9 protein-coding genes are annotated in these 11,959 nt (G+C 48.5%); 5 read left to right on the plus strand and 4 right to left on the minus strand.

The features are described 5' to 3' along the window. Window positions 1-17 precede the first annotated feature (17 nt). The 3 genes from J7E78_RS11340 (at window position 18) to J7E78_RS11350 (ending at window position 4,911) form a co-directional block, all read left to right on the plus strand. Window positions 18-3,185 carry a GNAT family N-acetyltransferase gene (locus J7E78_RS11340; RefSeq protein ID WP_215076303.1) on the plus strand — a complete coding sequence of 1,056 codons (3,168 nt, stop codon included), beginning with the start codon at window positions 18-20 and terminating at the stop codon, window positions 3,183-3,185. Beyond that, a complete protein-coding gene (locus tag J7E78_RS11345) occupies window positions 3,172-4,050 on the plus strand; it encodes an amidohydrolase family protein (RefSeq protein WP_215076304.1) in 879 nt (292 codons plus the stop codon). The genes J7E78_RS11340 and J7E78_RS11345 overlap by 14 nt, the downstream gene beginning before the upstream one ends. A 246-nt stretch (window positions 4,051-4,296) precedes the next feature. Continuing rightward, window positions 4,297-4,911, plus strand: a complete 615-nt coding sequence (locus tag J7E78_RS11350) for a TetR/AcrR family transcriptional regulator (RefSeq protein WP_215076305.1) — start codon at window positions 4,297-4,299, stop codon at window positions 4,909-4,911. A 35-nt stretch (window positions 4,912-4,946) separates the two neighbouring features. On the opposite strand, the gene J7E78_RS11355 is transcribed toward J7E78_RS11350, so the two are convergent. The 3 genes from J7E78_RS11355 to J7E78_RS11365 all read right to left on the minus strand — a co-directional run bounded on the left by J7E78_RS11355 (window position 4,947) and on the right by J7E78_RS11365 (window position 7,280). Beyond that, window positions 4,947-5,117: a hypothetical protein gene (locus tag J7E78_RS11355; protein WP_215076306.1), complete on the minus strand. Its 171-nt coding sequence runs from the start codon at window positions 5,115-5,117 to the stop codon at window positions 4,947-4,949. Between the two features lie 97 nt (window positions 5,118-5,214). Then, the gene (locus tag J7E78_RS11360; RefSeq protein WP_215076307.1) at window positions 5,215-6,156 is read right to left on the minus strand and encodes an alpha/beta hydrolase family protein; all 942 of its coding nucleotides are present in this window, start codon (window positions 6,154-6,156) and stop codon (window positions 5,215-5,217) included. A 203-nt stretch (window positions 6,157-6,359) separates the two neighbouring features. Next, window positions 6,360-7,280 (minus strand): alpha/beta hydrolase family protein, encoded by a 921-nt coding sequence (locus J7E78_RS11365; protein WP_215076308.1) that lies wholly within the window; start codon window positions 7,278-7,280, stop codon window positions 6,360-6,362. 678 nt (window positions 7,281-7,958) lie between these two features. On the opposite strand from J7E78_RS11365, the gene J7E78_RS11370 reads away from it, so the two are divergent. Together J7E78_RS11370 and J7E78_RS11375 are read left to right on the plus strand one after the other, a co-directional pair. Continuing rightward, a complete protein-coding gene (locus tag J7E78_RS11370; RefSeq protein ID WP_215076309.1) occupies window positions 7,959-8,792 on the plus strand; it encodes a hypothetical protein in 834 nt (277 codons plus the stop codon). A 619-nt stretch (window positions 8,793-9,411) separates the two neighbouring features. Then, window positions 9,412-11,469: a methyl-accepting chemotaxis protein gene (locus tag J7E78_RS11375; protein WP_215076310.1), complete on the plus strand. Its 2,058-nt coding sequence runs from the start codon at window positions 9,412-9,414 to the stop codon at window positions 11,467-11,469. 99 nt (window positions 11,470-11,568) lie between these two features. On the opposite strand, the gene J7E78_RS11380 is transcribed toward J7E78_RS11375, so the two are convergent. Then, window positions 11,569-11,955, minus strand: coding sequence for a RidA family protein (locus J7E78_RS11380; RefSeq protein WP_215076311.1), 387 nt, complete (start codon window positions 11,953-11,955; stop codon window positions 11,569-11,571). Window positions 11,956-11,959 lie beyond the last annotated feature (4 nt).

The following is an 11,959-nucleotide window of genomic DNA, read 5'->3' on the forward strand; positions in this document are numbered from 1 at the left end:
GAGAAGGAGATCAGAACATGACCGTATCTTCGATTATTGAACAAATCCATATTATTGAATACAATCCCTCTTACGCTGCCGCACTCGCGGATATGTGGAACCGTAGTAATGAAAGCTGGGGAGGGGGCACCAACCTTAGAACAGAGGAAACAGTTCGCCGGGAGATGGAGAGTTCGTCCAATCTTTATGTGTTTCTAGCTGTTCATGATAAAGAGGTTGTTGGCTTCTGCAGTTTTGCTCATTACCGCTATGACGAGAGAGCGCTATATGTACCTTTGCTTAACGTACGCCCCGACTATCACGGTTATAAGGTTGGACGTAATCTGATCTTGAATGCTGTGCGCAAGACCGTAGAGGCCGGATGGCCCCGCCTGGATCTGTTCACATGGGCAGGGAATACAAAGGCTGTACCGATGTACAAGAAATGCGGATTCTTCTGGGAGAAAAAAGATGAGAATGTGCATCTGATGAATTTCATTCCCACCATCTTGCAGACCGAAGCACTCGTTCCATATTTCGAGGAGCTGGATTGGTATGCAGACAGCACGCGTGAACTCGTCGTCGAGCCGGATGGCCGACGGGAGCGTGGGTTTGATTTCTTTGACTATACGTGGAAAAAGGGAGATGTCTCCCTGCGGGCTGAATTTGAAAAGTCGGGTCGCGGGCTGACTGCCCTCGAAACACCGGATTACGAAATCTCAACAGAAGTCGATGATCATGATCTGGTTTTCGGTTCCAGTTATAAGGTTCGCTATCGCATCAAAAACACTTCTGCGTCCGATCTGGTGGTCGAGATCAAGGGTGAGGATAACAAAAATATTCGATTTGCGCTGGAGGCTGCACGAGCAGTTGCTCCGGGAGAAACCATTACCGTGGAAGGTGAGTTTCACCTTGATCCAATTACAGAGGAACAGAATAACAATAAGACACATCCCGTGGTTGCCAGCACCTGGTTGATCGGTGGTAAGAAAGCGGAATTCAGGTTAGGAATTGCCCCGAAATTTCCGGCCAAGATCAAGACCGTCTTGCCTGTGAAAGAGCTCTATCCCGGCATCCCGGCTGAGTTGGTTCTGAACGTGGAAAATAATGTGGATGCCGAAACGGAGTTCAGCCTGAACCTGCCTGAGGATGAATTCCTGGAATGGGCGGAACGTTCGGTGCGCTTTACGGTGCCAGCCAAAGGTAAAATGTCTGTGCCGGTGCCTTTCACCTTGCGTTCATATGGTCTCTATTCCCAAGAAGTAGAAGTGACGGCTGTCCCAGTGGGGAACCATGCGATCTCTTTTACAAGCAAAGTTTCTGTACTGATGAAGGGAATCGAAGGGAAATATGGCGGGCAGATTGAGGATCAATGGGTGGCTGTTAATGGCGCATTCTCGCTCCATATGAACAAGCATGATAATGTTATGTGGATTGAATATCCGGGTTCCCGTCATTCATTCTGGTGGACTTATCCGAAGCTGGGTAAGCCGTTTGCCGAAGAGTTATCCAAGAAACAAGCAAAAGAAGTGAATATTTATCCCGAAGGGGAACGTCAGGTTCTTGAAGCGAGGTATGACTCGGAGGACTTCCCGGGCTTACAGATTAAGTCCGTGGTCAAGATGTCTGCGAATGGAATTGCTGAATTCCACCACGAGGTTGAAAATACACGAGATACCGCCTGGGAAGAGGACCTGTATCTAATGAATAACTTTGGTTTCTACGGAAACCAGCTAATTCTACCTTACCAAGGCCGTTTTGTGGATATGGGGGATTCTTACGCTGGCGATCCGAGTCATTGGGACAGTTCGCAGATTACGGAAAACTGGCTGTTCTGTAAGGAAGAGTATGGCGCGTGTGGCATCTATTGGGACCCTTCCCTTAAGCTGCTTCGTCCGGAATACACGCTGGGATTGCAGCATGATCTGGGCCGTTTGGAGCCAGGGGCTGTAGCACGAACCAAGGAAACGGTGTTTGCTCTGAACACGTTCGCCAAATGGCATGATTTCCGTGCATTTGCCCGGAAGCAGCGTAACCCGGTCATTCCGTTGCTGAACAGTCATCTGGATCTGACACTGAGTGGGGGGAATCCATTTGCCCCGGATGTGCTGCAAGCAACCTTGACTGAACACAAACTGGTTCCGCTTGCGGGCAACCTGGAGCTGTATGTACAGCAGGGTAGCGAACCGGAGGTTATGGCAAAAGCGAAGGAATTCAATCCAGAGCAGAATCTAAACTCCGCCAAGCTGACATTTTCACCAGACGAAGTGGACCGCCACAAGCACGTGAGTGGTTGGAAAGTTCGTGGGGTATATCGGGGCGAAGATCGGATTCAGGAGCGAACGGCTCTTTGGTTCCCCCAGAGCGGAACAGAGGTGAAGCAGGTGATTGAAGAAGGTTCTTCGGGACCTGTATACACCTTAGACAATGGCGTATTATCGATCGCCGTTGCTCCAGAATTCGGTAGTGTAGTACACTCACTGAAAGTTGCAGGAGAAGAATGGCTGGATAGCTCGTACCCTGAACCGGCTCCACGCTCGTGGTGGAATCCGTGGTACGGCGGACTGGGTGTGGGGATTCCGGGCATGAATGGTTTCAGCCGCCAGTTGGAACAGAGAGCCGCTTCATGGACAGAGCACAAGGATCAATACGGCAACGTCTGGAAGGGTATAAAGCTGACCACCCGGATTGAGAAGCATGAAGCGAATGGTGGAATCACGATCCACCAGCATTATTTGATGCTACCTGGTGTTCCTGTGCTATGCACCCTGCTTGAAGTGACAAACGAAAGCGGCCTGACGCTGACGGATTACTCGCTTGCGGAGGAACGTTTCCTCCAGCCTTCATCTGTCTTTGCGGAAGGTTGGGTAGAGCAACCGGGTAAAGATAGATTCCCGCTGGGCAAGGTGGATTTGGGTCTTTCACTTGAAGACCTTTTGCGAGTAGGATCGGTTTCGCGTGAAAACATGCTGCATGCGGTCCATCGTTACCCGAATCAGAGTGCGTGGGGGTTTGCCAATAATCAGGTGACGGGTCTGAACGTGAATCATCATCTGACACTTCATCACGGGGAGACGGTCTGGACGGAGCCGACCTATCTTGTCCTGGGACCCATCCCGCTGAGTTCAGCGGATGTGCATGAGCTTCTCAAACTGAATTTTGCAACTTCTACCGATGAAAAGGAGGCTTCACATGCCGATCATTGATATTCACATTCATCTGTCGGACATCGACAGCTTTCACCGAACAGCAATCGATCTATCGAAAGTGGATTACTCTGCCGTTGGTCTTAAAGCGGAGTTTGATAAAAACGACGTCATTCTTGGCATTGGAATGGGGGTTACGGAGCAGACAAAGGGAGCGTTCCCGGATTCCAGTTCCCCTAACCCGATGGGGCTTGATTTGGAAGAGAAGGTTCCGTCATTCCTCATGGAATGTGTGGGCATCAATCCCAATGCCCTAGATGGTAAACACGCTCAGGACGAGCTTGACCGGATTGAAGCAAGACTGCAATCCCCTGAAGTAGCCGGAATCAAACTCTATGCCGGATACTATCATCACTATGTGTATGACAAAATCTATACCCCGGTCTATGAACTCGCAGCCAAGTACAACTTGCCTGTTGTGATTCATACGGGTGACACGTACTCCATGAATGGATTACTCAAATATTCGCATCCGTTGACGGTGGATGAATTAGCCTTGCAGCAGCGCGGTGTGAACTTCATGATCTGTCATCTGGGTGATCCCTGGGTGATGGATGCAGCTGAAGTAGTGGCGAAGAATCCGAACGTGTACGCGGACTTGTCTGGTCTTGTGGTGGGGGATCGGCCCCATTTTGAACGGTTCATGAATGAGCCTCTGTTCATGGATCATTTCCGCCGGGCCTTGGTCTATTCGGATCATTACGAGAAAATGCTGTTTGGTACCGACTGGCCGCTTGCGCCCATCGATCTGTATGCCGAATTTGTCCGCCGACTTGTACCGGAGCAGCATCATGAGAAGGTATTCTACGAGAATGCTTTTAGTTTATTTCCTCGCATTAAACAACGAATAGCAGATCTGGGTTAAGGAAAATATTCAAAAAGTCATCTATAGGCGTATAAATGCTCTGGATGCGATGTTCGCCTTGAATCGTTTATCAAGGGCGAGGATATCTTTTTTCGGATTTCGGGAAAATATGGTTGAAACCAATCCATTTTTTCAAAGGTTTGTAATCGGAACACATGCTTGAGTCAGTTGGGTGTTAATAGTATAATTCGGGGGAATCGCAATGGATGAATTCCGTGAATGTCAATTGATGGGGGGAATTTATGGATGAATGACAAAACGGAAAACCCCAGTGATGGCTTAGAACCTCGCAACCACACGGATCGACCCGTGCGCGCCGACGCACAGCGCAACATTAATGCTTTGCTCCAGTCCGCGATGACGGTGTTCGCGACCTCGGGAGTGGACGCCCCAGTGCGGGAGATTGCGGAGAAGGCTGGTGTCGGTGTCGGCACCCTTTATCGTCATTTTCCACAGCGCTCGGATCTGATCGAGGCTGTATTTCGGCAGGAGGTCGATGCCTGTGCAGATGCGGCGGAGGAGCTGTCTGCCCAGTATGAACCCGGTGAGGCCCTGGCGCGATGGATGCAGCGATACGTGGATTTCATAGCGGCCAAGCGTGGACTCGCGGCGGCGCTGCATTCGGGCAACCCGGCATATGAGACCCTGCCTGCTTACTTTGATAAGCGGCTGAAGCCTGCGCTGCGAATCTTGCTTGAGACTGCTGCTGCTGCTGGTGAGGTGCGTGCTGATGTTGAACCGGATGACTTGTTACGAGCAGTAGCGAGTCTCTCTGCAACGGGACATAAGGGCAATGCTATGCAGGCACGGCAGATGGTTGCTCTGCTCGTAGATGGACTGCGCTATCGTGCGACTCTGTAAGCGAGTGACTGTTCCTGGTACTTAAGACTTTAATGTTATCCAGCCATCTGCCAAGTGAAAATAAGCTTAGTTATTTTGCCGATAGATCGAGCTTTCTTTCCAGGCTCGTGGTCATTGTACGGATTGCCATAATTAAAAAGCGGCAGCAGGAACGGGTCAAGTTCCTGCTGCCGCAACAAGATATATATGATTGAACTGGGAGCCATGCAGATGGCTCCTTTTTCTTTTATCGGAGGAATATGTTGATCATAATGATATCCCCCTCGCCATGTTGATGATCCATCAGTCAATCAGTGAGTTACCTTATTTGGTTTCAATACGACCCAGAGGGTTGTCATTCCCTGCCAAATCCATACATGCTGAATCCCATGCGGAATCTTCCGGATAGAGTTCAGTACGGAGATAAGCCCAGGTGAGTATCTGAACCGCAGCTACCCGTTCAAGATTCTCATCCGTCGTCTCGGCGACATCGTAGCCAGACACTCCACCAAGTCCGTGCTCTGCGCCGAACAGAGTGAGCAGGGACTTGGGACCGGGGGAAAGGAAATACGGATCGGTGTGCCAGTCTGCGCCCATAACCGTCAGATGACGGGAGTTGTCCTGGTCCCCAGCAACAATAAGCGCAGGTGTTTTCATTTCAGAGAAATTGGTAGTAGAGAAGAAAGGATAATTCTTGAGCGTAAATTCACTGAGTGCATCGCCGCCTCTGCCGGGAGCCGCAAGGAGTACGCCCGCCTTGATCCGGGGCTCGGCCAAGTTCACTTCTGTTCCGTCATGAGGATCGGTGAGCCGCGCTCCCAGCAGCAGGCTTATGGTATGCCCGCCCATGGAGTGGCCAGCTGCGGCGACTCTACTCCGGTCGAGGCGTCCGAGAAGCTGCGGAACAGCGGACTCGATTGTGTCTAGCTGATCGAGGATATGTGTCATATCCTGAGCACGGGATCGCCAGTATAGCGGCGCCGCGGGATGATCCGAACCGAGGTTCAGCGTTCTCGAGCTCAGATGGGTCGGCTGGATTACGACGAATCCATGTGCTGCCCAGAAGTTGGCGAGTGGAGCATATCCGTTCAGTGAGGAGAGATGATTGGATGGACCCTGTCCATGTGAGAAAAGCATGATCGGAAGTTCGCTTCCGGTCGCCGGTGCGGTGACCCGCAATTGCAGGTCTACAGCACGACCGGGAACGGAAAGGACTACCGGACTGAACGAAAAGACCGGAGCAGGTGTGCTAATTTTGATTTCCATACGCAGGGTATCTCCTTTTTTAATTCATTTGTGTTCAATGTTGCTATCCCATACTTCGAGCCATACTCGTAAGCATTCTGAAACGAGTATGATCCCGGCTAAACTATTCATTCTGATCTACAAATTAACCGTCAATGTATTGTTAGAAGATGTGTAATTAAGCTTTATTATAAAATGGTCAGATCGATGCCATCGCCTATTCCTTATTTGGACTCGATACGTCCGAGCGGACTGTCACTCTTTGCCAGAGCTGAGCGGGCTGCTACCCAACTGGAATCATCAAGACCAAGTGCACTGCGAAGGTAAGCCAGTGTAAGCTGCTGAATTAAGGCGACTCGTTCAGGACTCTCGTCTGTTGTCTCCGCAACGCTGTAACCAGAGATGCCGCCAAGCGAGTGCTCTGCCCCAAAGAGGGTGAGCAGGCTCTTGCTGCCCGGGCTCAGGAAATACGGGTCGGTGAACCAGTCTGGCCCCCGAGTGGACAGTGGGGACTGGTCATGGTCCCCCGCGACGACGAGGGTCGGCGTGCTCATGTCCGCGAAGCTCGGGTTCATGAAGGGGAAGTGCTCAGCCGCGAACGGGCTAAGGTCAGCTCCACCCTTGCCAGTCGTGGCAAGCAACACGCCTGCCTTGATCCGTGAGTCGGACATGTCATCTGCCGGTTCGCCGTGGGCATCAAGGACACGCGCGCCGAGCAGCATGCCCACCGTCTGTCCGCCGAAAGAGTGTCCGGCTGCAGCGATGCGGCTGGGATCGAGGCGCCCACTGAGGCCGGGAACGGAAGCTTCAATGAGATCAAGCTGATCAAGGATGCGCTTTATGTCTTCGACCCGGAAACGCCAGATCAATGGTGTACGGGGATCTTCAGGAGGAAGGTTCAGCGTCCTCGAGTCGAGATGGGTGGGTTGAATGACCACGAAGCCTTGAGCAGCCCAGAAGTCGACTAACGGGCCGTAGCCGTCCAACGACCAGCCAAAGCCGTGAGAGAAAACAATAATAGGTAATTCACGCCCAACCGCGGGCGCAGACACTCGCACTTGCAAATCCTCATCACGGCCCGGGGCTGATAGTACTACCGGTTTCATCGAAACGACTGGATTGGGTGCATTAACCTTGATTTCCATAATAATAGTAGTCTCCTTTTCTGCATCAATTTGTGACTAGCGCCGCCTTATTATGCTAAAGATGGATGTAAGCGGAGCGTTGTTCCGATTATATACGGAACAACGTTCCGTTTGCAATATTTTTTTAAAATAAACACTTGTTAAAATTGAAAAAGGACATGCCAAAAGAGGTAATGGAGGTTTATCATAGGAGAAATGAACCACACACTACCTGAGGGGAAAACAGTGAATTCAACTTACGCCTAACCCGGAATGAGGAGGGGGTCAGGAGAACAAAGGTTGAGTTACCATCTTTATGTATTTTTTAAAGTCGTCTTTTGCATGTGGGGGTGCTGTTCCCAGACACCAAAGTTCCAACTCATATACCGGATGCCGAGATAACGGGACGACAGGGGGGAAGTGCTCTTCGAAATGCCCTTTTGGAGTATCGTAGCCGCGAGAACTTAAAGCCTTCCAGTAAATCTCAACTTGTCTCAAATGACTACAGCGCAGAGGAATATCGAAAAACAGGGAGCCATACCTTGCTTCCTCCCAATCGATAAATCGAAAGGCTTTTCGTAGCAAAGATCCAGAACCTATTCGTTCGAAATGAAAAGTTGAACCAACGAAAAATAAGTGGAATTAAATGGTTTATTATGCTATTATTTGTTTATTCCAAGTGAAGGAGTCGATATTGAAGTGAAGAAAATTTTCAAAGCCGCCCTTACCTGTACTTTATTATTTAATGTAAGCTTGGCATCCGTTGCGATGGCCTCACCAGAAACTACGAATCAGTACAGTATTGAGAAATTCACCGAAGTGCAAACATCAGGAACTGCAAAAGCAAAGGTAGGTAAATATCAAGGCGATAATACAATTATCATGGACGAAGAAGGAAATCAATTTACATTAGGCGAGCTCAAAGCCAAAACAAATGTGGTTTTACCCGACAGTCCCGATCAAGTTATTGAAACACCGAATATTACGATACAATTGGCACCACACAATGATATTGTGAAACCTATGGCCTCTGCTTATGGCAATGCATGGCCATATTATGCGGTTACTACAACTCAACCCAATTGTTACGGCTATGCATTAAAGTTGCCTTGGGCTTGGAACCCTGGAGATGGCGATAATATCTCAAATGTTTATGATACCGGTTATTTCACAAATCCAAACGTTGGAGCTGCACTTATCATTAAAGATGGGACGTCTAATCCAAGTTACTTGAAAAGTGGATGGAAAAAACTATCCAGCAGAACAGCGGCAGTGACCGATGAAGAGCATCGTATTGCCTTCAGAGTCGGTTGGATTGATGCAAACGGAAATGGCAAAGTTGATGTAGGCGCTGATCTGGTAGACTATCATTTTATGCTGCAAAATAGTACTGGTAGATGGTCAGAAAAACATGGCCAGCAGCCATCCATAAACACAAATATCTCTGATCCAGGTACCTTTTCATGGGATCTCGGTTCTTACAAAAATTTTTATAATAGCTCTACTGTTTATATTGCTGCAAAGATTCGTTAAAATATGTAACCATTTTCATATTATAATAGAAAAACGGCGTCTATCGTTTATTGATAGACGCCGTTTTTCTGACTATGGACTACGGCTCTGCATGTCACAAAAACAAGACCTTCTCCACAGAAGGTCGGTCTTTATGCGGGAGAATTATAGATCTTGAACTCGGTCCACTATGGGCAGTGTATCTTCCTTGCAGCTGTCCATTCCCGAAACTGAACAACATAAATGGATGACCGTCCGTTCGGATTCTTCAAAAACTTGCAGCGTGAAGATGTAGTACAAATCTATCAAGCTGCACTGTAATTGTAAAATTCACCTTCACTTTGTATAGTGAGTCCTTGCAAAATAGGCGATCTGATCAGATAGCGGAAACGCGGAGTAATTTCGGATTCAATGCGTTGTCCCTCTTCCTGCACGATATGTATTTTATATATTATACGATGTTGATGTCATATTTTGTATTAACCCAAAGTCTTCATTCTCCAATCGTGTGCAGTGGCCTTTGACCTAGAATAACTGACGAAAACAGCTTACAGATTATTTGATATCGACCGATATAAAGTAGATACATAGAATTTGGAATTCGTAATGATGAAAATGAAAATGGATGGTGAATGTAATTATGGTATTTAGCAAGGCAAGAGAACGCATGCGCAACATGTCGTTCAGAGTCAAACTGCCACTTATGATCAGTCTGCTGGTGTGTATCGTACTGGCGGTAACTGCGGTAGTGTGTTACAGCGTAGCGGCTGTCATCACACTCGACAAAAGCAAAGATGAAATTCAGGCTACCTCTGACCGGGTGGGGGCAGGTCTGTATGCTTCACTAAGTTTGGAAGAAAAATCCACTTTTCTGATCACAACACATCGTACCTTCCAGGATCTGCTGGAGATTCGGAATACGAATGGGCAGGAAGGTGAGAACTTTTTCTCGGAAAACAATGAGCTGCTGGATAAGGCAAGTGGTATTCTCGCGGACAGCCTGGCAGGTATGGAAGGTAACAACAGTCTGATTTTGTTGGATCGGAATGGCATTATTATTGCAGCGAATGATCCGGCAGTGATCAAGGCGGAACGCGGAGATCGGGCATATTTCCAAGAAGCGATTCAGGGTAAAAACGTGATTAGTGAAGGAATTGTAGCCAAGTCCTCAGGACAACTTGGTACGGCTTTTGCCATGCCAATCTACAATGAGAATCAAGAAGTACAGGGAGTGCTCGTATCTGCGGCATCCACCTCGTTCTTCGTTAATCAGCTACAAAATATCAATATTAATGATGAGGGAAAAGTGATCATTCTGGACCGTGTAGGTACGGTCATCTACGATTCAGCGGATGAGAAGTTGGCAGGCCAGAAGATGGAGTCCGGCGAATACCAATCATTGATTGATCTTGCTCCTGGCGCTGAACTACAGCAAGGGGAGGTTAGTACAGACGAGAAAGTGGCGTATTACTCCAAAATTCCAAGATCCGACTGGACTATCGTTGTTGAAGATAAAATGAGTGATGTGCAGAAGCCTTTGCGTGCGATGGCCAAACAGATGTATATTGTTCTGTTTAGTGCTATTGCGGTTTCCGTCGTAGCGGGTATTCTGATCTCTTTGCTGGTAACCAAGCCAATTACAAGACTAACTGTGTTGTTCAGACAGCTTGCTGACGGCGACCTGACAGTGCAGGCTCAAGGTAAATATAGCGGAGAATTCAAACAATTGGTGGACAGCTTCAATACCATGGCAGCAGGCAATAAACAGCTGATCTCCAGCATGAACCATTCTATCGGCATCCTGAAAACAAGTACATCCGAGCTGGAACAGTCCACTCAGCAAACTTCGACCACGATTGCCGAAACAACGACAACAGCATTTGAGATTTCACGAGCGATGGAGTCCCAGGCCAACGATACGGAAGCCATTGTGGACAAATTCATGAATGTTGGTAACAAGATTGCCAACGTGAATGGAATGTCGCAGGCAGTGAAGTTCAAGGCAGATGAAATTACGGATGCTTTCCAAAATAATCATGAAGTTATTGATGCACTTATTGCGGTGAACGGGCAGAACGAGATTGAAGTTGGCAACATCTCCAAAATTACAGTGCAACTCGCCGAAAGCTCCTCGGGCATTCACCAGATCACAGGTACGATTGCCGAAATTGCAAATCAGACGAAATTACTTGCGTTGAATGCTTCGATCGAGGCGGCGAGAGCTGGTGATCAGGGACGTGGCTTCGCAGTCGTTGCTTCTGAGATCCGCAAGCTGGCAGAGCAGACGACAGCTCAATCGGAGGATATCAACCGAATTGTGATGCAGACCATTGATCACGTGGAGCAGAATAACCGAAGTGTTCAGGCTATTGAAGCGATTGCGGAACAGCATAAGAGCAGCGTTAGCCAGACCAAGGAGACATTCAATTTTGTCACCGAGAATATGAATGAGATGATGAGCCAGGTTCAGGCTATTGCCACGGAGATCGAATCGATTGAACGTGATAAGGATGACGTCATTGGGGCTGCACAGAACTTGTCTGCTTCCGGTGAAGAGGTGTCGGCTTCTGTTGAGGAAGTCACAGCAACAATGCAGGAACAGTCCGGCATGACGGAACATTTGACAGATATGGTGCAGAGAATTGATGAACTGACCAAACAACTTGCTGAGGAATCATCTCGCTTCAAAACAAAATAGGTATACGAAAAGAAACCCGTTTCTCAAAAGAAAACCGGGTTTCTAGACAAAAAGAGCACCTGTACCCATCTATGGCTACAGGTGCTCTTTGGTGATGTGTTACTCTCCTCGAATGGAAGGCGAATACGCCAGCACTTCCATTTCAATTAAATAAGGGCCTAACCCGCTAAATACGGTAATACGGGCAGGATAGGGCTGCTGAATCATTCGCGCATACACTTCGTTGTATTCAGGCTGATCCTCGACTCGGGCCAGATGAGTGGTTACCTTCACAATATGATCGAGTGTAAGTCCGGCTTCTTGCAGGATAACCTCAATATTACGAATGCACTGCTCCGTCTGCTCCTTAATGCCGCCGATAGGCTCAAGCATCTGTGGATCAACGCCTACCTGACCTGCGACGTAGACCAAATCTCCTGCGCGGACAGCATGGGAGAAAGGAAGCGGGAACTTGGGTGCTGCACTTGCATGTATGATGGTAGACATCGTA

The sequence above is a fragment of the Paenibacillus polymyxa genome, from assembly GCF_018614975.1.
Classification (GTDB): domain Bacteria; phylum Bacillota; class Bacilli; order Paenibacillales; family Paenibacillaceae; genus Paenibacillus; species Paenibacillus polymyxa_E.

What these genes read in the sequence shown, in the direction of transcription:
- J7E78_RS11340 (WP_215076303.1), top strand. Translation starts at nt 18, where the DNA reads ATGACCGTATCTTCGATTATTGAACAAATCCATATTATTGAATACAAT.
- J7E78_RS11345 (WP_215076304.1), top strand. Translation starts at nt 3,172, where the DNA reads ATGCCGATCATTGATATTCACATTCATCTGTCGGACATCGACAGCTTT.
- J7E78_RS11350 (WP_215076305.1), top strand. Translation starts at nt 4,297, where the DNA reads ATGAATGACAAAACGGAAAACCCCAGTGATGGCTTAGAACCTCGCAAC.
- J7E78_RS11355 (WP_215076306.1), bottom strand. Translation starts at nt 5,117, where the DNA reads ATGGCTCCCAGTTCAATCATATATATCTTGTTGCGGCAGCAGGAACTT.
- J7E78_RS11360 (WP_215076307.1), bottom strand. Translation starts at nt 6,156, where the DNA reads ATGGAAATCAAAATTAGCACACCTGCTCCGGTCTTTTCGTTCAGTCCG.
- J7E78_RS11365 (WP_215076308.1), bottom strand. Translation starts at nt 7,280, where the DNA reads ATGGAAATCAAGGTTAATGCACCCAATCCAGTCGTTTCGATGAAACCG.
- J7E78_RS11375 (WP_215076310.1), top strand. Translation starts at nt 9,412, where the DNA reads ATGGTATTTAGCAAGGCAAGAGAACGCATGCGCAACATGTCGTTCAGA.
- J7E78_RS11380 (WP_215076311.1), bottom strand. Translation starts at nt 11,955, where the DNA reads ATGTCTACCATCATACATGCAAGTGCAGCACCCAAGTTCCCGCTTCCT.